At 23.2% G+C, this 23,560-nt stretch carries 20 protein-coding genes; 18 read left to right on the top strand and 2 right to left on the bottom strand.

Annotated features, from left to right (window positions below; genetic code table 4):
- Positions 1–55: 55 nt before the first annotated feature.
- Positions 56–364, bottom strand: coding sequence for a winged helix-turn-helix transcriptional regulator (locus SCANT_RS03600; protein WP_053946363.1), 309 nt, complete (start codon positions 362–364; stop codon positions 56–58).
- A gap of 95 nt (positions 365–459) precedes the next feature.
- On the opposite strand from SCANT_RS03600, the gene SCANT_RS03595 reads away from it, so the two are divergent.
- The 14 genes from SCANT_RS03595 (at position 460) to SCANT_RS03530 (ending at position 16,127) form a co-directional block, all read left to right on the top strand.
- Positions 460–705, top strand: coding sequence for a hypothetical protein (locus SCANT_RS03595; protein WP_053946362.1), 246 nt, complete (start codon positions 460–462; stop codon positions 703–705).
- 146 nt (positions 706–851) lie between these two features.
- Entirely contained in the window at positions 852–1,646 is a 795-nt protein-coding gene (locus tag SCANT_RS03590; protein WP_053946361.1) for a Cof-type HAD-IIB family hydrolase, read from the top strand.
- Between the two features lie 77 nt (positions 1,647–1,723).
- A complete protein-coding gene (locus tag SCANT_RS03585) occupies positions 1,724–2,461 on the top strand; it encodes a class I SAM-dependent methyltransferase (protein WP_053946360.1) in 738 nt (245 codons plus the stop codon).
- A 20-nt stretch (positions 2,462–2,481) separates the two neighbouring features.
- Positions 2,482–3,336 (top strand): ROK family protein, encoded by an 855-nt coding sequence (locus tag SCANT_RS03580; protein ID WP_053946359.1) that lies wholly within the window; start codon positions 2,482–2,484, stop codon positions 3,334–3,336.
- A 161-nt stretch (positions 3,337–3,497) separates the two neighbouring features.
- Positions 3,498–4,571 carry a DNA cytosine methyltransferase gene (locus SCANT_RS03575; RefSeq protein WP_053946358.1) on the top strand — a complete coding sequence of 358 codons (1,074 nt, stop codon included), beginning with the start codon at positions 3,498–3,500 and terminating at the stop codon, positions 4,569–4,571.
- Positions 4,546–5,694 (top strand): HNH endonuclease, encoded by a 1,149-nt coding sequence (locus SCANT_RS03570; RefSeq protein ID WP_053946357.1) that lies wholly within the window; start codon positions 4,546–4,548, stop codon positions 5,692–5,694. The genes SCANT_RS03575 and SCANT_RS03570 overlap by 26 nt, the downstream gene beginning before the upstream one ends.
- A 490-nt stretch (positions 5,695–6,184) precedes the next feature.
- The gene (locus tag SCANT_RS03565) at positions 6,185–7,336 is read left to right on the top strand and encodes a protein NO VEIN domain-containing protein (protein ID WP_053946356.1); all 1,152 of its coding nucleotides are present in this window, start codon (positions 6,185–6,187) and stop codon (positions 7,334–7,336) included.
- Positions 7,337–7,388: 52 nt separating this feature from the next.
- Positions 7,389–8,654 carry a DNA cytosine methyltransferase gene (locus SCANT_RS03560; RefSeq protein WP_053946355.1) on the top strand — a complete coding sequence of 422 codons (1,266 nt, stop codon included), beginning with the start codon at positions 7,389–7,391 and terminating at the stop codon, positions 8,652–8,654.
- Between the two features lie 14 nt (positions 8,655–8,668).
- Positions 8,669–10,495, top strand: coding sequence for an ATP-binding protein (locus SCANT_RS03555; RefSeq protein ID WP_053946354.1), 1,827 nt, complete (start codon positions 8,669–8,671; stop codon positions 10,493–10,495).
- Entirely contained in the window at positions 10,488–11,915 is a 1,428-nt protein-coding gene (locus SCANT_RS03550) for a Z1 domain-containing protein (protein ID WP_053946353.1), read from the top strand. Before SCANT_RS03555 ends, SCANT_RS03550 begins: the two co-directional genes overlap by 8 nt.
- Complete coding sequence (locus tag SCANT_RS03545) at positions 11,909–12,814, top strand: PD-(D/E)XK motif protein (RefSeq protein WP_053946352.1); 906 nt, start codon at positions 11,909–11,911, stop codon at positions 12,812–12,814. The genes SCANT_RS03550 and SCANT_RS03545 overlap by 7 nt, the downstream gene beginning before the upstream one ends.
- Positions 12,815–12,827: 13 nt before the next feature.
- Positions 12,828–13,892: a hypothetical protein gene (locus SCANT_RS03540; RefSeq protein WP_053946351.1), complete on the top strand. Its 1,065-nt coding sequence runs from the start codon at positions 12,828–12,830 to the stop codon at positions 13,890–13,892.
- A gap of 212 nt (positions 13,893–14,104) precedes the next feature.
- A complete protein-coding gene (locus SCANT_RS03535) occupies positions 14,105–15,685 on the top strand; it encodes a hypothetical protein (RefSeq protein ID WP_053946350.1) in 1,581 nt (526 codons plus the stop codon).
- 190 nt (positions 15,686–15,875) lie between these two features.
- Positions 15,876–16,127 carry a hypothetical protein gene (locus tag SCANT_RS03530; protein ID WP_053946349.1) on the top strand — a complete coding sequence of 84 codons (252 nt, stop codon included), beginning with the start codon at positions 15,876–15,878 and terminating at the stop codon, positions 16,125–16,127.
- A 22-nt stretch (positions 16,128–16,149) separates the two neighbouring features.
- Here the strand turns inward: SCANT_RS03530 and SCANT_RS05530 are convergent, their stop codons facing one another.
- Positions 16,150–18,102, bottom strand: coding sequence for an ABC transporter ATP-binding protein (locus tag SCANT_RS05530; RefSeq protein ID WP_053946348.1), 1,953 nt, complete (start codon positions 18,100–18,102; stop codon positions 16,150–16,152).
- A 140-nt stretch (positions 18,103–18,242) separates the two neighbouring features.
- On the opposite strand from SCANT_RS05530, the gene SCANT_RS03520 reads away from it, so the two are divergent.
- The 4 genes from SCANT_RS03520 to SCANT_RS05290 all read left to right on the top strand — a co-directional run bounded on the left by SCANT_RS03520 (position 18,243) and on the right by SCANT_RS05290 (position 23,521).
- Positions 18,243–18,680, top strand: a complete 438-nt coding sequence (locus SCANT_RS03520) for a MarR family winged helix-turn-helix transcriptional regulator (protein WP_053946347.1) — start codon at positions 18,243–18,245, stop codon at positions 18,678–18,680.
- A 295-nt stretch (positions 18,681–18,975) separates the two neighbouring features.
- Positions 18,976–20,826, top strand: a complete 1,851-nt coding sequence (locus SCANT_RS05330) for a lipoprotein (protein ID WP_053946346.1) — start codon at positions 18,976–18,978, stop codon at positions 20,824–20,826.
- A 15-nt stretch (positions 20,827–20,841) separates the two neighbouring features.
- Complete coding sequence (locus SCANT_RS03510; RefSeq protein WP_053946345.1) at positions 20,842–22,599, top strand: ABC transporter permease; 1,758 nt, start codon at positions 20,842–20,844, stop codon at positions 22,597–22,599.
- A 4-nt stretch (positions 22,600–22,603) separates the two neighbouring features.
- Positions 22,604–23,521 carry an ATP-binding cassette domain-containing protein gene (locus tag SCANT_RS05290; RefSeq protein ID WP_083434221.1) on the top strand — a complete coding sequence of 306 codons (918 nt, stop codon included), beginning with the start codon at positions 22,604–22,606 and terminating at the stop codon, positions 23,519–23,521.
- Positions 23,522–23,560 lie beyond the last annotated feature (39 nt).

Raw genomic sequence — 23,560 nt, 5'->3', positions numbered from 1 at the left:
CACGGTTAGTTTTAAAGAATAAAAAAACCTAAATTATCTTAGGTTTTTTTATTCTTTAATTAGCATTATTTAAATTTTTAACTCCCCAATCAGAAAGAGAGTCCAATACTGGTTTTAAGCTTATGCCTAAATTGGTTAATGAATAAGTTACTTTTAAAGGAATTGTTTCTTCAACTTCACGATCAATTATTTGCATCTTTTCTAAATGTTTTAAAGTTTCAGTTAAAACCTTAGTAGTGACACCAGGAATGTTTCGCTTTAATTCATTAAATCTTTTTTCAGTTGTTAATAACTCTCTTATAATAAAAATTGTTCATTTATTTTTTAAAATTGATAAACTAAATTCCACAGGACATGTTTGCATTCTTAATTACCTCATTTTTAAGTAGGTTACTTTAAAGTGCCTACTTACATTGTTTTTTATTAGTAGTATTATAACAAATAAGGGAGGTGAAAAATATGGCTTTAGACTTAAAAAATGTTGTTGAAATAACAAATGGAGACTTTGGAGAAATTGACAATCAATTAAAACAAGGAAAAACTGTTTTGGCAGCTTTACAAAAAGGTGAGTTATTAACACAAGCTTTACAAAAAGGTGAAATGAACGATGGTTTTGCAAAAATCCAATTTAAAGAATCAAAAGAAAACTGTGGAACTTGTGGGTGTCAAAAACCTGCAGATACTTTAGTGTATCTTTGAAGATAATTATCAATTTTTAAGATAAGCAATTACTTTTTTGACAGTAATTTTGTATCAATAAATCATTTTTTAACTTTCAAAAAATAGTTAATATGTGGTTTATTTTTTATTAAAATGTCATAAAATAATAGCGAAAGGAAAAGATAAAAAGAATGAAATGATGAATTAGTGACTTTGATGGCACTTTGACATTAAGAGAAAATAATCATAAAATTTCTCTTGAAGATGAAAAATTTATTAAACAATGAACAAAAAATAATAAATTTGTCATCGCTACAGGTAGGGGCTTTTTAGAGTTAGATGAAATAATTAGGGAAAAGGGTTTTGAAGTAGAATATCGAATAACAAATAATGGAGCTGCAATGTTTAAAAATAATGAATCGATTTATGAACTTTCAATTCCAATGAGTGAAAGAAAAAAAATTTTAGAAAATCTTACAAAATTACATAAAAAATGTGGGATTAAAATTTCTGATACAAAAAATACTAATATAATATCTGGTATTGATGAAGTAATTCCCAGATTTAAAGAGACATTGGTTTTTCCTCATTGATTTAGTGTTGAAGATCGTTTTCAAGATTTTATGGATGAAATATTAGAAAATGAAAAATTAAACAATATTTCATTGTATGCTCATGTTCAAGATTTTGATTTCATAATGCAATTATTTGAAAATATAGAAGGTATTAAAATTGTTAAAACAGCACCATTTGTATTAGAAATAATGCACAAAGATGTTTCAAAGCATTTAGGAATTAAATACCTACAAGATAAATATAATATTGCTAACAATGATATTGTTGTAAGTGGTGATGGAGACAATGACTTTGAAATGTTGAGCAGTTTTGAAAATTCATTTGTAATGAATTCAGCAACTCCTTTAGCGCTTAGTGCTGGTAAAATTAAGATCAAATCAGTTAGTGATATTGGCAAATATATTAAATAAGTTAACCAACTAAATGTTGGTTTTTTCTTTTTAATTAGATAATTTTGAAATATAATTAAAGAGATAAGAGGTATCAAATGGAAAATCACTATAAACAAATAAGCAGTTTAATATATGACTTTACCAAGCCTCCAGGAACAAGTATTGATGGAGATTTAGCTTTTTATAAATCACAACTTTTACCCATTGAGGGCAAAGTTTTAGAAGCTGGAGTGGGAAATGGTAGATTATACATTCCACTTTTAAAATATAAAGTGGATATTGTTGGAATTGATAAGTCTCAAGAAATGATCAATATTTGTCAAAAAAATCTAGAAAAAGAAAATTTATTAGGAAAATTAATTTGTCAAGATTTGGAAAATTATATTGAATTAAATACTTATGAATATATTATAGTTCCCAATGCTAGTTTTAATTTATTGGAATCAAGAAACAAAGCTATAAAAGTTTTAAAAAATTTTTATCAATCATTAAAAGAAAAGGGAACACTTATCATTGATTTAATAATGCCAATTGAATTTAAAGCAGGAAGTAATCATGAATTTAGTCACAATATTAATGGTCAAAAAATAGTTGTTAAAAACTTAAGCAAGGAAATAAATTGAATTGAACAATATACAGTTAATCAAATTGAGTATTATATTAATGAGCAATTAAAAGAAAGTCAAGAATTTAAATTATCTTGATACGGGTGTGAAGAGTTTTGTAATATACTAAATAGTGTTGGTTTTAATGATGGAGTATTCATTGTCAATTATGGCAATAAAACTAATCTTAATGTTAAAACTATTACATTTATTTTTAAAAAGTATTAAGAAAGAAAAGGTATTAAAATATGAAATTAGCAGTTGATATTGGTGGAACTTCAATTAGATTTGGTTTAATAGAAAATAATAAAATAATTAAAAAACAAGTTATTGACACTGATGGCAATAACATGAAAAAAAGTTTAAATAAAATCAAAACTATAGTTGATAGTTGAAATGAACCAATTGATTTCATAGGACTTTGTTGTCCAGGACCTTTAAATTTAAAAAGAGGGACAATTTTAACTACTTATAATTTGCCTGATTGAAATAATAGATGTATTTTAAAAGAATTTAAAGATCTATTTGAAATTGAAAATGTCAAAATAAACAATGATGGTAATGTAGCTGCATTGGGTCAATTTACTGTAAGAGAAAATTTACACTCACTTTTATACTTTACAATATCAACAGGAATTGGTGCTGGATTTATTAATGAGGGAAAAATCTTTGAAGGTTTTAGTGGAGCTGCTTTAGAAATAGCGAATGCTTTACCAATATATAAAAATAAAAACTCAAAAAGAAGTGGAATTGAATTTTTAGCAAGTGGTAAAAATATTTGCTTACAATTACAAGAATTAGGAGTTGAAGTTAATTCAACCAAACAAGCTTTTGAATTATATAAAAAAGGTGATAATCCAATAGTTAATGATTTCTTTTCAATGATTGAAGAGAAATTTATAAGTTTAATATCTACATCAATTTACTTTTTTAACCCTCAAATAATAGTAATTGGAGGTAGCGTTGCTATGTTTAATCAAGACTTTTTTAATGAAATCTTTAAAAAAGTAATCGAAGTAACAGAAGATATTGGCTATCAAACAAAATTTGAATTTGCTCAAGACTTAGATGATTCAACTTTATTAGGATGTTGTAAAATGTAGAGAAATCTACATTTTTATTATAAAATTTTATAGTAAATTTAACGAATAAAATCTTAAAAAATAAAATTGTAGAACTGTTAGGAATGAGTTATTATATATAAAGTAATTATTTAAATAGAATAATATAATTACTTTTATTTAAAAGAAAGGTTTACTAATTTATGAAGGGAATGAGTTTATTTTCTAATGTAGGAATTGGCGAATATTTTTTTAAAGAAAGTGGTATTGAAATAATAGCAGCAAATGAATTAATTAGTAACAGGGCAAAATTTTATAAACATATTTATCCTGACTCTGAAGTAATTTGCGGTGATATAACTGATAAAAAAATATTTAATAAATTAGTTAATATTTATAAAGAGAGGAATTGTGAATTTTTATTAGCTACTCCTCCTTGTCAGGGTATGAGCATAGCTGGTAAAATGGATACTCATGACATTAGGAATCAACTAGTTAAATATGTTATAGAATTTGTTAAAAAAGTAGAACCAAAAAATATAATTATTGAAAATGTAGCAGGGATGTTAAAATTTCCAATTACAATAAATTCAAAAAGCGTATTAATTAAGGATTATTTACTTGATTCTTTTAAAAAAATGGGGTATTTTGTAAATTTTGGAGTTCTAGATGCAGCAGATTATGAAACACCACAGTCGAGAAGAAGAAGTATTTTTTTAGTATCAAAGTACAGATTATGAGAATTCCCAAATAAAAGTTCTAAGATAACTGTCTTAGAAGCTATAGGCGATTTACCTTCATTAGAATCAGGACAAGACAGTGGAATAAAATATCATAAAGCAAAAGTCCACAATGATAATCATATAAAGTGAATGCGAAATACACCATCAGGAGAAAGCGCTCATAAAAATAGAATTCATTTTCCTATAAAAAAGGATGGCTCAAGAATAAAGGGTTTTTCAACTACATATAAAAGAATTGATTGGAATAAGCCAAGTCCTACAATTACAATGTGCAATGGAGCAGTATCAAGCCAAAATAATGTGCATCCTGGTAGAATTAATAAGGATGGAACTTATTCTGATGCAAGAGTATTAACTATTTTGGAATTAATGAGATTAACCGGATTACCTGATAATTGAAATATTCCAGAATGAGCCTCAGAAAATATGATAAGAAATGTTTTAGGAGAATCATTTCCCCCAAAATTTTCACAGAAGTTATTAGAAACAATGCCAAGGGGATATAAAAATGCAAAAACAACAAAAAATAGATAAATGACAGGCACCAGGAAATTCAAAAATATTTAATTATGATTTTTGTGATATAAAAAATAAGAATACATATACTAGGGATAGAACAATTTATATTTTAATTTTTTTTAAGGAAAGAAAATCTATTGAATTAAATAAATTTCTTGAAAAGGAACTTATATCTTTTTTAATAAAAAATATGGATAATTTTGATAAAAACGATTCTAATGTAAGACATTTCTGAAAACCGCTTTTATTTTATGGCTTTTTAAAACTAATTAAGAGAACTAATAAAAAATATATAGAATTATCATTTGAGGGGAAAAGATTTATAGATGAATATTCAAAGGGTAATTTTGAAATGGCGAAGGAAAATTTTATTTATTCTTTATTAAAAGTTTCATATCCTAATGAAGCAACAAAAGAAGTTAAATTATCTTTATTTCCTTTTAGAATATTATTTAGAATATTTCTTGAGAAAAAAAATATTTCTAAAAGGGAAATGGAGTATTCAATACCATATATTAAAAACTCATCTGATTTACAAAACTTACTAATTAATAATTTTGAAAAAGAAGAAAAATATGATAAATTTTGTACATGAGTTATTAATTCTTTAGTAGACTTAAATATTTTAGACTTAGATGGTAAAAATTACTCATTACCAGATTCTATTATTAGTTACGTATCAAATTATATTGATGTTAAGGATGATTTAAAAATATATTTTTTTGAATGTGAAAATGAAAATGTATATATAGATAAATTAAATTATGTTAATTATTCAAAAATTAAAAGAGATTTAAAATTAGTGAAGCAAACATATGAAAGAGATCAATATAAGTGCTTTTTTTCGAAAGATCATTTTTCTTTTTATACAGAAGATGGCAATATGTATTTAGAAGCGCATCATATAGTTCCAATCTCTTTGGCACCAGTTTATAAAATTAATCTTGACCTATTAGATAATATGGTAAGCCTCTGCCCTAATTGTCATAAAAGTATGCATTATTCTGAAAATGAAAATAAATATAAGATGTTGCAAATAATAAAGAAATTTGAAAGTGACTTTTTTAGAAAAAATAATTATCTTATAGAAGATATAGAAGATATCTATATAAGTAATCTTTATTTGGGTAGAAAATAATAATTAATTCTATTAATTATTTTACTTAATATAAATTTTTATAGAAAATGATCTTATATGATAAAAAAATTTGTTTTTTAACAGGTGATACTAATTAAGTAAGATTTTAAAGAGAAATAAATAGTGTATTTATGAATTATATAAGAAACGTTGTAATGTATAAAAACTTGTATATATGTATATTTAAGTTAATACTTTTTTAGAATAATTTCTTAAAAAAAGTTAGTTTATTTGAATAAAATTTCAATGAATGTTAAAATATAAGTATAATTATTATAATTTACTAGAAAAATATGATTGATTTAAAATCTATTAATAAGCTATATGGAAAATACAAGGTTATTAATTATAATAAAGTTTAAAGAAAATAAGCTTCTTTTAATTTTTTAAATCTTATTGAATAAAATAAAAAATAAAAAAATATGAGATTTTAAAATTCATATATTGGAAACTGCACCAGTCTAAAAAATAATATAGAGAAGGTATTAATATGATTTGAGAGAATATCTTGGAATTTAATAAGGAATTTAAAAATATTGCTAAAATAAAACCGTTATTAAAAGTAAACGATATAAAGTCTATTAAAGTTAAGCAAATATTAGAATTAGTTAAAAATGAAATAATTTCATTTTTTAACTTAGATAAAAATAAAGTAAAGTTATCAATTGGTCAAGCAAATATTACTTTCACTCCATGAATTGGAATAGATGAAACAAATCATTTATTTATGACTATAATTTTTTATCCTTCGGAGAATGGATTAACAATAAATATTTGCCAAAAAACAGAAGAACTAATAAAAACTAAAAGAGGTAGAGAGTTACTTGTAGAAAATAGAAAAGTATTAAATGATTATTTAAATAATAATTTTAAGGATTTGAATTGAAAAAATTCTTACCCAAAAGCATTTGAAAATAATGGGTGAGATAGGGGAACTAGTTATGCAAAAAGTTCGCCAATTTCAATATTTTTAAATATTGAAAAATCAAATTTTGAAGAATTTAATAATTATTTTTTAAAAGTTAGAAATTTTTTTGAATTTATTAAACAGGACTGAAAGTTTAATTTTGCAAATCCTGATAATTATATTGATATATTATCGAAAGATTCTAAAAAAGATTATAAAGATATAATAGAAGTTATTGATAATTATTATTCTTATAGTTTTTTTGACTCTAAAGATTTTCCACTTAATTTAAAAGAATTTAATATAATAGACAAAGAAAAAACAAGAGATACTAAAATTAGTAGAATAAAACATAAGAAAATTTTAAGCAATAAAATTTTAAATGGAGATAAAGCTGAAGATCATGTTGTATATTTTGAAAAGAAAAGTCTTATAAATGAAAATAGAATAGATCTTGCAGAAATGGTAAAAAAGCTAGATACAGATGGCGATGGATTTGATGTTCTAAGTTATTTTCCAGATGGAAAAATTAAAAGAATAGAAGTAAAATCATCTCAAAATATTAATAATAAAAGTATTTACATTAGTCAAAGAGAATGAGACCTTTTTGAAAGTTCAAAATCTTTAATTTACTATGTAAATGAGAATCAGAAAGATGTTAAAATTATAAAATTTGAATATCCAGATTTTAGAAAAAAACATTTAATACCAATTTCATATAAAATTAATTTTTAAAAAAATGTCCACTTTCCATGTTTTTACCATATAATTTTTAAAGGTGAAACACATGGAAAATTTTTTTTTAACAATTAAAGATGTAGCTTTAAAAGAAAATAAAAGCATAAAAACTATTAGAAGATTAATAGCAGCAAATAAGATCAAAGTTTCAAAAAATCAAGGAAAATTAAATCAAATACATCACAATGATTACTTAGAATGAAAGAAAACGAAAGATAAATTTGAAATAAATGAACCTAATCAGTTAACAATAAATCAAGATATTAAAATGGATGATTTTGAAATGTTAGATATTGAAAGGGATTTCAATAAAAGGGATGGATGAAAACATAAGTATAGAAATGGGTATAAATTTATTGATTTATTTTCTGGTGCAGGAGGTTTGTCTTGTGGTCTTGTTATGGCAGGATTTGAACCAATCTCGTCGGTTGAAATTGTAGAAACAGCTGTTTCTACCTATGAATATAATTTTTCAAAAAAATTTCCAAATGAAAAACTTGAAAACAGAGATATAAGAGATAGCAAAGTTAAAAAAGAAGTAATTGATTTTGGACTAAAAAATGATGTAGATGTAATAGTTGGTGGTTTTCCTTGTCAAGGTTTTAGCTTAGCTGGAAATAGAATATTTGTTGATGAAAGAAATTCACTATATACTGATATGTTAAAAATAGTTAAAGAAATCAAACCAAAAATTGTTGTAATGGAAAATGTTGAAGGTTTAAGAAGCATGTTAGATGGAAAAATTGAACTAAAAATAATTAAAGATTATCAAGATATAGGTTATAAAATATCAGCACATACATTAAATTCTGCAGATTATGGTGTAGCTCAAAGAAGAAAAAGAGTTATTTTTATAGCAAATAGATTAGGTAAGAAGAATGCTTTTCCTAAACCTATTTTCAAAAAAGAGAATTATAAAACTCTTGGAGAAGAAATTGAAAGATTTATAAATGTACCAGAAGATCAAACTATAAATCATATCTTTACAAAGCACAGTGAAGATATGAAAAGAAAATTAAGTTTACTTGAAGAGGGAAAATCATTATATAAAAATTACTCTGATTCTTGAAAAAAATCACCTTGAAATGAGCCTTCCTGTACAATAAAAGAAAATCATGGTGGAGTAAATATTCACCCAAAACTGCCACGAGTTTTAACACCAAGAGAGTTGGCAGCAATTCAATCATTTCCAGATGATTTTATTTTTTCAGGAAATAAGAGTGCACAGTTAGTTCAAATAGGAAATGCAGTACCTCCAAAAATGTCAAAAGCAATAGGTTTAGTTATAGAAAAATTACTAGAAAATAATAAATAAAGGGGAAAATAAAAATGAAATTTCAACAAAAGGAAGCAAAAATGACTTATCACACACTTGAGCAATATTCAAGTTTTCCATCAAATGACTATTTGATGATTTGTGAATTAATTGATAATTCAATATCTAGTTACTTAAATATAAATTATAATAAAAAACAAACTGTTAAAGGTTTAAAAATCCATTTAAATATAAATAGAGATATTAAAGATAACTATTATTTAGAAATTATTGATAACGCCAATGGTATGAATGAAGATCAACTTTATTCATGTCTTTTATTTGGAAACTCTAATAGAGAACACAAAGATTCAAATTTGAATATTTATGGTGTTGGGTTAAAACAATCAGCGTTTTTTATAGGAAGAAGACTTGAAATAAAAACAATTTCAAGAGGAAGTAACACTGGAATAGCTACTTATATTGATATTGAAGAAATAAAGAGCACAGAAGATCAAGTTGTTAGATTCCAATTAGAAGAATGAAATAATAAAATACTTACAGAACAAATAGATTCTGATCATGGAACTATTATAAAAATTGGTAAATTAAGAACTGGAAAACTTACTCCTAAAAGAGTTTTGGAAATGATTAAAAGTTTAGAAACTAGATATCTTTTCTATTTAAAAGATGGTTTGGATATTCAGATTAATGCAAGCGAAAAGGGTATAAATGAAATATCAAGTAAATTAAAACCTTCATCACCTTTAATTGAAAATACAAATTTATTTTCAGAGATTGGAGTTGAATCAAATAAACTTATTGTAAAAGATATAGAAGAATTTGGTAAAAATTTCCTAAATAAATTAAAAGAAGATAAAAAAGAAAATAGTAAAATAGATGAGTCTGTTTTAAAAGACTTTGTTGGAAAAATGCTAAATGGTGAAAATTTTACTTGAGTCATAGACACCAAAATATTAGATGGTATAAAGATAACAGGAGAAATATCTATATTAGCGCATCATGAAATAGCCAAAACCTATTTAGGTTTTCCTCAGAATTATACAAAATACAGAGGGTTTGCTTTATACCAAGCCAACAGAGCAATAATGTGTAGTCCAAATGAAAAAGGAACAGGTATGGCGAATTATGTTCAAGATTTAATTGATGATGATATATCTGGAGATAACAATCAAAAAAGAAGATGAACTGGTTATATAAATATTGATAATTTATATGAGGCAAAAGATGAAAAGGGCGATAGAAAATATTTAGATTTAACATCAAATAAATCAGGGATACAATGATTAAGTGAAGAAGCAAGATTGGCATTTAATGAAATAATAAAGTCTCATATGAACAAGTATGATAAAATCTTAAATCTTTATATGAGTGCACAAAATGAAACTATAAGGCACGAAAAAAAAGTTGATAATAATTTAAAAAATAGGACAGAAGGTTCTTTTAATTCAAATTATATTAAAAATGAATTTATCAATAATGAAAATATGGCAGCTATTTTCACAGTTTCATTAGTTAAAAATGGGGATAAATTTATAAAAGTAGAAATTGATATTTCTGATTCAAGGAAAAATGAAGAGACACTTTTTGATATTTCATGAATATCAAAAGATCATTGTGATATAACTCTTAATTCTAATCATCCAATTTGAAAGCCAATTTTAAATGATGCAATTACATCTGATATAGTTATTGAAATGTATAAATTTGCAATAATTTTTGTTCTTAATGATTTTGTATTTAAAAATCTTGAGACTGTTGCAGAAGAGTCAAAAAATGTTAATAGTATCTTTTTTGAATTGCAAAAGGAAATTGAGGGTGAAAAGACTCCTTCAAGAATAATATCTATTATATCTAATAGGGTATGTATCAATGTCTAAAGAAATTCTTATTGACTATAATTTTGATTTTCTAGAAAATAAAAAAGATAGTGATAATATTCTTGATTTATTTTTGAATTTTAATAGTGCACTTGTTTTTGGTGAAGTTCAATCTGGAAAAACAAAGAGTATCCTGCAAGTAATTTCGGATGTTATAGAAAATAGACTTTTTGATATAGTAATTTTATTAGGTGGAACAAATACAATTCTTTTAGAGCAAACAGAAGAAAGATTTGAAGAAGTAAAAGTAAAAGATAAAGGTTTGATTTATCTTGATAATAAAAATATAAAAAGTGTTGATTTTTATTCATTATTTGAAGATAAATGTGTAGTTTTAATTAATACTATGAAAGAAAGACAAAATCTTGAACTTATTAGTAATAAAATTATTAATGCTTCAACAAAAGATAAAAAAATATTATTAATTGATGATGAGTCTGATTATGGTTCTATAAACTCTAATAAAAAAAATAAGAGTACAAAAATATATAGTTTAATTTCAGAAATATTTAATCATTCAAAGCTAAATAAGTTATTGATGTATACAGCAACACCTTATGCAAATATTGTTAATAGTATTAGCGAAGATACTAAACCTAAAGTTATTTTCCCTCTAGTAAGTAATAATGATTATATGGGAATTAATATCTTTAATTCAATGAAACATTATGAGGAAATAGAGTATATTAGAAAAGAAATTAATGAGAATGTTTTATCTAAAAATTTTATAAAAGCCATAAAGAGATTTTTAATTTCAAATGCAGTCTATAATACTAATAATGAAAATAAAATAAATTTTGAGTTGTTATTAAACATATCTGAAATTACTGATAATCATAATGAAATAAAAATAAATGTAAAAAATTGCTTAATGGATATAAAGAGAATGATGAATTTTAATACTTGAAAAAATTATTTTCAAGATGACTTAGATTATTTAATTTCTAAAGGGATTAAAATTAATGATGAAGACTTAATTTTTAATTATTTAAACAAAATTCTTAAAGAATTAAATAGAGAATCAAATATTATAATTTTAAATAAAAAAAGCAATGAGTATAAGAGTAATGGATTTTCAAATAAAATTATTATTGGAGGTTCACTAATTTCAAGAGGGTTTACTTTCAAATATTTATTAGTTCAAATTATGAGTAATTCTCCAGAAAATAAAATAAGTGCAGATACTCATGCTCAAAGAGCAAGGTGATTTGGATATAGAAAAATGTATATAAATTATATGACTATTTTTCTTCCAAAAAAAGACATAGAAGCATACAAGGAAATAGAAGAATTAAATAAAACAATATTAGATTATAAAAATAAAGATGGAGTAATTTTAATAACTTCTTCTTTAATAGAAGAAGTTAAAAATAAGAAATTTGATTATATTAATATAACAAGTGGAGGTAAAAAGTGTTAAATTATAAATTCATTGAAGAGAATATTGAACTTAATTTAAGATTATTAAAAAATGATTTTGGTGATTTAATTATTGAAAAAAAATCAGATAAATTGATTAAAGAAAAAAAATATGAAAATTATAAGTATTGAGAATATTTTTGTACTAATGCCTCTTCAAATGAACAAGGAGAGATTGATTCCTATATAACAGAAATTATAAAAATTAATAAAATTAATGGAGATAATTTAATTAGTGAACAAATGACTTTGAAACTTTTTAAAATAATAGAAAATCTTATGTCTGAAAGACCTGATCACAATCTTTACTCAATTATTAAAGATTGTGAAAATCTATTTGAAAGGCAAAAAAGAATTTTAAAAGAGGAAAAATTATTTGGCTTTTTTGGTGAACTAATACTGTTGGACAAGTTTTGCTCTATTTATCCAAATGCTGAAATGTGATGACATAGAAAAGATTATATGGAATTTGATTTTTATATAAATGAAAAAAAAGAATATTTAGAAGTTAAGGCAAATTCTATTTTTAAAGATAATTATTTGATAAAATTAGATCAGATTAGCGATACTAATCCGTATTTAGCAGGTGTATCTTTTAAAGAAGATGGTAATGGTAAAAATATTATGTACTTTATTTCAAAATTTATAAATTCAAAAAATGAATTTTTAAAAGAATTTATTGAAGATCTTTCTTCAATAGTAAAAGACTATCCTAGAAATCTTGATTATAAAATTAATGTTGATAAGATAAAAATAAGAATATTTGATAAAAAGGATTTCCCATTAATTAATCAACAAGAACTTGATGAAAGAATAAAAAAAGTACAATATAATGTGGATGCTAATAGAATAAAATCATATAGTGCTGAAGAATTTATTAAAGAAGTTTTAGATTTATAGGAGAAATAATTATATGGCAAATGAATTTAACATTACAGAAAATGAAATAGTGTGAACGCCTTCAAAAAGCATTCCTGATAAAAATAGACAATTTAAAGCTGATGAAAAAAGTAAGACAAATAATATGAGGGCACCGACAGTACCAGCAAAAAAATTTAATGAGCTTTTAAAGTTCTTTGATTTTAAAGACAATTTTGAAATTCATAGAGAGAAGCCATTTGTATTAATGGGTAATTTTTTTATTGATGTTAATAAATTTTGATTGTTTGTTGAGAAGTTAGAAAACACACTAGCAGTTGACTTATTCGAAAAGAATCCATTTGATTATAATAAAATAAAAGAATTCAAAGAAGATAGAATCAAGGGAAATATTTATTTTTCTTTACGTTCATTAGATGAAGATAGAAATGAAAAGTGCTTCAGTTTTGGAAAAAAAACTCCTTTAACAATGTTTAATAAAAATAAGACAGATGATGAAGCTATTTTTGAAAATTTTCTTTTTGGTGGATTCTTTGGTGGTGTAATTAATAATATTAATTACACTTTAGTTAATTTGCATATAAATAAATTGACAAGAGAAATTTATCATGAGATTAATCAAGAAGAGCTTGAAAAAATTTTAACAATTCAATATGGAGAATCATTAAAAAGTAATAAATTAGGAAATAATGAATCAGATGACAATGAAATAGGAAAAAATGAACTTGATAATAAAAACTTAATAGACATTAGAAGAGAATCAAATCTTAGTTTAAGACATAATAAAATGAGAGATTTCCTTGCAAAAAAATTAAAGGAGTTTAACTATAGTGTTTTTCCAGAATATTTAACACATATTGATATTTATGCAAGTAGGGGCGATAAAAATTTAATTTTTGAAATAAAATCTGCTAGTTCAGAAATTCACAAAGCAATAGGGCAAATATTGAGTTATGAAAATTTATTAGATTTTAAGTGTGAAAAATTAATTATTCTTGATGACGATTATGACCTATCAAACTATTTAAAAAAAACTATTAAAAAATATAAAATTTCTGTTATGTCGATAAAAAAATTTATTAACGAATTACATCTCTAAAAATATAGATTATTCTATATAAATAAGTTTTAAAAAAATTTAACATTATAGTTAAATTTTTTTATTTCATATTAATAATATAATCATTAAAGTACTTTAAATTTTGTATTTACATATTTTTATTTTATAAATACATATAAAATAAAATAGTTAAATTATGAAGTGAGGGAGTTTGGGTGGGTTATGAAAGAAAAGGAAATTATAAGTAGTATATGAAAAAGTTATTAAATCTTTTTGGAATTTTTTCACTATCAACAGTTAATTTATTTCAAAACTCTTGATTAGTAAATCAAAAAGAAAATATTAAAATATCAAATAAAATTAATAAAAAGGATACTAAGAGTTCTTGTGATTGTTCAGATGTTATAACAAGCTATAAAGAATTTATAGCATATAGCAATCGTTATTTAACATCACGTGTTAGTCAATTAACTTTAGATGAATGAACTCTTAATTTTTTATACAATGCCTTTAATGCTAATTCAAAATTAGATTATAGTGATATTGAAAAATTTTTATCAAACTCTATTTTAGATTTTTCTTACAGTACAAATACAAAAGCCAAGGAAGTTATATCAAAAGCCATAATTAGTCATGGTTTTAAATATGTTAATAATCAAGTTGGTGGAGTTTTTATAAAAGTAGAAGAGATAAAATATAATGAAGTTAGTTTAGAAGAAAACTGATTAGTAAATAGTATACAAGTAGGAGTCTTTGATTCAACAAAAAGACAACCTTTAGAACAAGAAATATATTCAGATATAAAATTTAGTAAAGCTTTTAATTTATCTGAACCCTTTAAGAAAAAAACTGTTGAAACTCAGGGATTAATGAGCTATCATTCTATTCCAAGATTTGGATTTGATATTTGAAATTTTAAAGAGAAGTTTAATTATATTTCTTTTCCTGATGCTGAAATGCAAGGAATTTTAATTGATCAAAATAATCAAATTTATAAAAAATATAATTATTCAAGAATCTTTAATGGGTCAGATCCCCAGCAGTTATTAAAGACTTATGATATTGATGTGCGTAATCCTGATGAAGAAGAATATTATTTAAATGCACAACTTTATCAAGATTTCTATTATGAAGAATTATTCCCATCAATGTTTTTAATTAATGAAACAGATGTAAAATTAATTTTTAGACAAAACTCAGAATTTAAATATAAGTATGATATTCTAGTTGAAAATACACATAACTTTCAAAACAATTTTTCATTTTTTGAAGAAACATCTATGACATTTAATTTTAAATTAAATGATAAAATAGCATTTTTTAATAGCGTTGAATTATCTGAAATTGAAAATTTATATAATAAAAAAATCTCAGATAAAGAATTAAATTTTGTAAATGAAAGAATTTTTCCTCCAATTGGTGGAAGTCCGTTTTTAACAAGAATTATTTATGAAGATTTTGGTGGAGGTTATTGAGGAATTGAAATTTATTTAAATAGAGAAGCTCTTAATGCACTTGCCAATATGCTTTGTATTGGTTCTGATCACAACACACCGCTTATAAATATAGTAAGAGAACTATTAATGCTTGCAGCACCTCAATTTTTTGAATACACTATTGAAGAACAAAACTTAATAGTAAATCAAATCAATGCTGCAATTAGAAATCGATATAATAATCATCCAAATTATTTATGAAGTTTCTTCAATGAGTTTTATTACAATGAAGAAGCTACATTTGGAGTTTCAATTCAAGCAATGAATTTTGAAAATGATGATCCAAGTGATATTGATTATGAAATAGATATTTGAAATTATCCACCTCATGATTAGAAATAATTTTTTAGTAAATCTCTTTAATAACAATTTTAAAAAGTAGTAATAGAAAATAATTGACCTTATAATAAATAAGTAAATTTTTAAAACTACTTATTTTATATATTTATATTTTTAATTTATAAAATATAGTAGTTACAAAATAATATAAAATATATTTATTAATTAGAAAGGGTAAAAAATTATTATGAATCTAGCAATAAGTTTAGCATTAATTTTATTCGGTATGTTTTTCCTTATTTTAGGATTAATTATAGTAAGCAAGGGTGATGTTTGAGGAATAATGTTTGCCACAATTGGACTACCATTATTTGGAACTGTATTAGCCTTTTGTTTATATGAACCTAAAAGAAAAAAAGAATTGAAAGACTATTATGAAGATTTAAATGAAAAACTAGATATTTTATTATTTGAATCAAATATTAAAAAAGCAGATTAATGTAATCTGCTTTTTTAATAAACTATTTTGATAATTGATAAAGAGTTTTAAATAATCCCTCAACTGAAATTAATTTTTCAAAGTTTCCAGTTTCAACTATTCCTTTATCTTGTTCTAGTACATAAATTTCATCAAAATTTTTAATTGTACTTAATCTATGAGCAATTGAAATTGTAGTTCTTCCATTCATCAATTTTTCTAATTCTTTTTGAATTTCAGATTCTACAATATTGTCAAGTGCACTAGTTGCTTCATCCAATATTAGAATTTCTGGATTTTTTAATATTAATCTTGCAATTACTAATCTTTGTTTTTGACCACCACTTAGTTGAGAACCACGTTCAGACAAAATTGTTTCATATTGATTTGGTCATTGCATAATTAAGTCATGCATTTTTGCTTTTTTACAAGCATCAATAATTTCTTCTTGAGTTTTATTTTCTAAACCATATGCAACATTTTCAAAAATTGTTCCACTCAATATTTGAGGTTCTTGGTCAACATAACCAATTTTATCTAATCAAGATTTTAAGTTTAAATCTTTTAATTTTATTTTTTTATTAATTAAAATTTCACCTTGTTGTGGATCATAGAAACGTAATAATAATTTGGCTATTGTTGATTTTCCACTTCCTGTAGGACCAACAAAAGCGTATTTTTTTCCTTTAACTAAGGAAACATTTAAGTCTTTAATAACATGTTTATCAGTATTAGGATATAAAAACCCAATATTTTTTAATTCAATTGAATTAATTTCTTCATTAATTTCTTTTGTTTCAAATTTCTCAATAGCAATTTTACTTTTTAGAATCTCACTAACGTTATTGGCTGAAATTCTAGCGTGGGGGACAGCTGATATTACTTGTCTTAATTGCATGATTGGGATTGTCATAACAATAACACCAGTTGTAAAGGCAGTAATAATACTTATTAAAGATTGTGTATTATTGTAAAATAGAAATACTCCAAAAATAATTGAAGCCATTGAGAAACTTCCAATTCCCCCAATTATTAATGCAGAAGGAATCTCTGAAGCTAAGAATTTCTTTTTTTCTTTTTTTGAAACTTTTTCAATCATTTTATCAAAATGATTTTTCTCATATTTAAAAGTTCCCATAGATTTAATTAATCTAATACTGTAAATTTTTTCACTAATATCATTGTCCAAGTTTTGAGTAATTTTATTTATTTTTCGAGTAGCTCTATTTGATATTAAAATAGTAATAAAGATTATTATCATAAATGCTAATAATAAACCAAAGACACATAATGCTAATTTTCAACTAATATTAAACATTAAGATAGCTGAAAACAATATTGTAACTGTTGATAATAAATAAATAATTGGTGCTTCTTTAATAAATGAAGCAACAATTGAACTATCTTTAATAATAGTTGATATTAATTGACCTGATTTATTTGCATTAAAATAATCTAAATCTTGATCAATTATTTTATTAATTAATTTTCTTTTTAACTGATTTTCATATGCTTGGGCAATATAACCACTTACAATGAAATTTAAATAAGATAATATAACAACAACAATAACATCAACAATCATTGAATAGGCAAGGGTAAATAATTTAAAATCTCCTCCTAAAATTTTGATATGCAATTTACTGCCATCATAATAAACAAAATCATAAAAAAACTTTTGAATAATTTGTTCATATACATTAGAACCTAGAGAAATGCCTGCCAATATTTTCTCTAATTGTTCAGGAGTAATTTGTAGTCCAATCTCTTGAACTATTTCATATATATCATTTGTATTAATTGATTGCATAGAATCAAGTACACTTTTAGATACTAACAGCGCTGTAATAAGTTCAATTGCTTTAATATTTCATATAAATAATAAGGCAATTGAAATTGTCAAAGTTAACATTAAAAAAGTTAAAACTTTTTTATTATTCATAGCTTGAAATAAATGAGAATAAAGTTCCACTTTTTTTCTCTTTTTAATAACCATTTTTCCAATTCCTTTCTTTTTTCTTTATAATATTTAATAGTTATAAAATGATTTATTTTGAATAAAATCATTTATTTCAAATAAACTTACTTGTTTCATTTGAAATAAGATAATCTTATAACTTTATTAGTGAGGTGTCAATGAAAAAGCAATATAATTTAGATAATTTAAGTACTCTAGTTAAGGGCAATTTAGTTATTATTATAATAAGTAAAAGAATAAGTAAGGATATGTTAAAAAAGTATTCTGATCTTTATCCATTAGCGTATCTACACTTAATGTTTATTAAAAATGTTGAAGGAATTAGTCAAGTAGAATTAGCTGATTTAACAAATACAAACACCTCAACTATGCATAGAAACATCAAATCTTTATTTGACAATAATTATATTGTTAAAAGAATCTCTGCAAGAGCAAATGAAAATGAAATTTATTTAACTCAAAAGGGTGAAGAAGTAGTTCAAGATATTATTTACTGAGTAAATGAATATGAAAAAGAGATGGGATTTGATAAAGATAATACAAAAGAATTATCATTTATGTTTAAAAAAATAATTAATAAATATTCTGATTTTTAAAACTCTTAATTGTAAAACTATTAAATAGAACATTTTAAATTTTAATGATATGTCTTCTTTTAAATATTTAAAAAAATATCAAAATTATAAAATATAGCTTCAAACTAATTATAGAGAGAATCCTTTTTTATTTTTTTAAGAAACTATATTTTTTATTATTAACTTTTAATTTAGAAACTATAAAACTCTTTAAAATTTATAAACACTTTTATATGTTACACTTTTTTATTGTTTTTTTTTTTTTTTTTTAAAATAAGATAATCGTGATTATTTGAAATAATCACGGAGGTTTAAAATGAAAAAATTATTAAGCTTATTAGGGAGTATAGGTCTTGTAGCAACAAGCACTATAACTGTAGTAGCTTGTGGTAATGGAAATAAAGATAATACAAGTCCAAAGCCACCTGATGACAATAGTGAATTAATTAAAGAATTAAAAAATGATACTAATGAAATTTTTAAAAAGCATTTAGAAAATAATGTTTATAAAAATTTAATAGGCTTACCAGAAATGGAAGTTAAGAATAAGTTTTTAACTAAAAATAAAATTAAGCAATATCAAGGAAAGAAGGCTGAGGAAATAGATCCATATGACCTACAGCAATTACAAATAGATATAAATAAGGTTCTAGATATTTCGGAATTAACAAAATCATTAAATGTATTAAAAACTATCAATAAATATAAGATTCTTTTAAATGATGTTAACTCTATAATTAAAAATGTTATATTTGATTGAGAATCTTTAGTAATTAAAGTTTATGAAGAAGAAACAGTATACTTAGGAAATGTTATAGGTAATTATAAAGTTCAGATTCAATATATGGGAATTAATGATACTGAGACTTTTGATATAAATGATAATTTTAAATATACTTCAACAAATAATGAAGCTTTAAAAAAAGGTAGCGATAATTTCTACAAAAATATTGTTAAAGATTATTTTTTATCTGAAGCAGCAGCAGATAAAAAACATACTAATTTAAAATGAAATGAAATTAAAGACGCTTCTAAAGATGAATCAGATGGTTATGGTAAATATGATGAAGAATTTAAAAAATATTTTCAAGACAATGCTAAAAATAATGGATTTGAAAATTCAATTACTTATTTCATTAAAGACAACTACTTTAATGAAATAAGTAGTAAATTACCACTTTCATTTGAAGGAGATCTTATTTATAAATCTTCTGAGATGAACAAGTTTTCTTTATTTAACGCAGCAAATACTGTTAAAAGTTATAATAATATAAATTCAACTAAGTTTAACTATAAAGACGATGAGGGAAAATTATTTCTAAATACAGTATTTAGAAATGATCCAAATAGACCAGAAACTCAGCAATCTTTAGTTAATAACTATTTTACAAATAATAATTATAAAACTTGAGAAGGTGCATATGCTACTTTAAAAGAGGAGTTTCTAAAAGAATTATCAATTCCAAAAGATTCAACTATTACTCAAAGCAACGAGTTTAAAAGTTCATTAGCACTTGGATATGTTAATTTAACTGGTTTATCAATTAATTTAGGAGATGGAAGTTATATTCATGAACTACCAGATTTTAGAATAGCTGTTAATTATTTAATTGATACTCAACAATCAACTAGTAAGGTTTTAGTCAATATGGCTAAGTTTTCAGTTAATAGTTTAAAAGTTTGACATAAAACAATGGGTGTAAATTATAATTACACATATCCAGAATATAATAGTGAACAAGATCTTTTAATGATTATTAATAGTTCAAAATTAACTACTAAATTTATAGAAAAAAATAAAACAACTACTTGAGACTATCATCATTCATATAATTTTTATTTGAACTTTGGTTTAAGTGATCGTTTTTCATTTACTGAGGAAAGAATGGAAATGTTAAACAAAGCAAATTTACCTGAAAGCTCAAACTATGTAATCGGATTTCAAAAAAAGGAAAATGCGTCCGCAACTAATGTTTGAAACTATACTGACTTTACTTGAATTACAAATGAAAATGGTGTTAGTTTGAAATGACATAACGGAACTGAAAATATAAATAATAGTATTATGCTATTTAACTTAGGATATATTAATTTTTATATTGATTTAGACCAAATTACCTTAGGTTCAAAAACATTGGGTACTAAAGAATTCATTAAATTTATATAATAAATTCTATTAAAAATGAAAAAAAATATACCAGGAAGATGAATAATAAAATATAGTTTTAAATCGATTATAAAAGAACGGTCTTTTATAATTTTTAATGGACTATATTTATTATTTTCCTTATTAGTAGCATGTTATTCAGTTATTCAAAAAGATAATAGTGGTTTTTTATTGATTTTTGATTATTATTTTTTGTTATCTATCTTTATAATATTATTTATTTTATGTTTGCGATTGTCTCAATATTTTTATGTTGTAAAACGTGATGATAAAACTCTAAATATTATAGTCACACAACAATTATCTAGGTCAAAATTATTTACTTACCAGTTTATTTCATTTATCCTATTAATTTTTCTAAATTTATTAATAGCATATTTATTAATAAATTTTACTAATTTAATTTTTGTAAGACAATTAAATTTCTTTCTAATAAGAATTACAACAACATACTTATTTTATGCTTTTATAAGCTGTGTATTTTTAATTAGTTTCTTTTTATTAATATCATTATTTGCAAATATACAAGTATCTACAATTATAGCAACATTGATACTAGCTAGTTCTTTTATTAGTAATCTTCCTTATACATTTCTAATACAAGGTGAAGAAAGTAAGAGTGTAATTCTTTCCTATAAAAATGTAAACACAGCAATATCTGTTAATGAAATATATGATTCTTTTAATCTTAAAAAGCATGTTATAAACAAAAAAATTAAATATTCAAATTTGAGTTTGCAAATATACAAAACTTTTATAAATAACCAATTTGAAACTGATCCTAATTCAATTGAAAATAATTTTAATAATGCTTCTAGCATTCAAAAAAGAATTAATTTTTGAGTAGATTTAGGAATTGTAGAGGAGAAAAAGCAAGTAGTTGCATTAACAAAACCTACAAAAATAATTTCTGCAAATAATAACTCTCCTTTATTAAAATGAAGAGGAGATAATATTCAATTAAAATTTGAGTTAAAATATAAATTTTTGACAGTTAATGAATTAGAAGAAAAAATTAAGACAAATAATTATGATAAAAATAAAAAAGAAATTATTAATGAGTTTATTAAATTCACAAAGTTGATAATTAACTTAAATAATAATTTTCAAGATAAGTTTTACAATTTATTTGATGCATTTATTTTTTTAAATGATAAAGATAATATTGATAAAAATTATATAAAAAATGTAACAAAACCAACTGAAGATAAGATTTTACTTAATGATAAGAATTTAATTGAAATATATCAAAGCCACTATTCTTTTTCTGATAATAAATTAAAATTGGAAGCTGAGAAGATAAATAATTTAATCAAAGAGGATTTATTTTTTCCTACAATGTTAAGTGCTAGAATTTTGGAAAACTATTTTATTCGCTATACAAATAATATAGTTATATTTAAAAACAGTAGTGTGATTAAAAATAATAACTGAATAAAATACATTAAGTCCAGATCGACATATAATATATCATTTCAGTTTAACTTTCTTTCAAATATGCTACAAAATTATACATATTTTGGTGGAAGAAGCTATGATGATATTTGATTTGAACCTGAAAGTTCAAGTAAAATATTTTTTAATAAGCAAGATAATTTATTTATTTCCCAACCAACCTATACATTTAAACTTGATACAAATGATCATTTAGACTTAGAAACATATAATAATTTTATTTCTCCATACTATTATGTTATTTTTCAAGCAATTATTGCCTTTATTAATTACTATGTAGCTAAAAGCAAATTTAAAAAATTAGATTTAACAGGATAAAAAAATGGAAAAGATTATAAGATTTGAAAATTATTTAAAAAAATTCAAAAAGAAAGTTATTGGACCTCTAAACTGTTCAATTAAAAAGGGAAGAATTACTGCTTTGCTTGGAAGTAGTGGAAGTGGAAAAACTGTTGTTATTAATTCTCTACTGGGAATAATTAAAGAATTCAAAGGTGATATTAGAATTGAAAATATTTCTAGAAAAAAGAAAAAATATTTTTCAGTAAATAGCAGAGTAGGCTATTATACTCAAATGGATTTTTCTTTATATGTTGTAAGTGCCTATAAATTTTTATTGGACATGTGTATAATGATGGGCTTAAAAAAAGAGTTTTCTAAGGAAAGAATTGAATATTGAATGAAGTATTTTGATATTTGGGAATCAAAAGATAAACCAATTAGAAGTTTTTCTTGGGGAATGAAAAATAGAATGAATTTAATACTATGCTTTATTAAGGATCCAGAAATTATTATTTTAGATGAACCTGGGGCAAATTTAGACTCTTATTGAAGGAATAAAATTAAAACCATATTAATGGAAGCTAAAAGGCAGGATAAAACAATAATAGTAACTGTTCACAATATTGACGAAATTGCAGATATTATTGATGATTTTATAATTATTGATAATGGAAAAAATATTTTTAATGGTTCGGCAGAGGAATTAAATATATATTCAAAATATAAAGTGTGTATAAGTGAAAAATTTGAAGAACAAGATTTTCGTAGTTTTTTATTAAAAAAAGATATAAAGTCTTTTAAATATGATCAAGAAGAAAATTCATTGGTTGTAGCAATTGAAAATTTTAAGCAATTAAATTTTCTATTTCTATATTTAATTAAAAATAATTTGCCTTTGAAAAATTTACTTAAATTACCAATAAATATGGAAGCTATCTATAAGGCTTTGGAAAGTTAACTATAAAGAAATTGATTGTTAATATTGCTTCAACTACAC

It is taken from the genome of Spiroplasma cantharicola (genome assembly GCF_001281045.1).
GTDB classification, from domain to species: domain Bacteria; phylum Bacillota_I; class Bacilli_A; order Mycoplasmatales; family Mycoplasmataceae; genus Spiroplasma_A; species Spiroplasma_A cantharicola.
The sequence above is the reverse complement of the archived record's forward strand: the minus strand, read 5'-3'. Positions and strand labels throughout refer to the sequence as shown.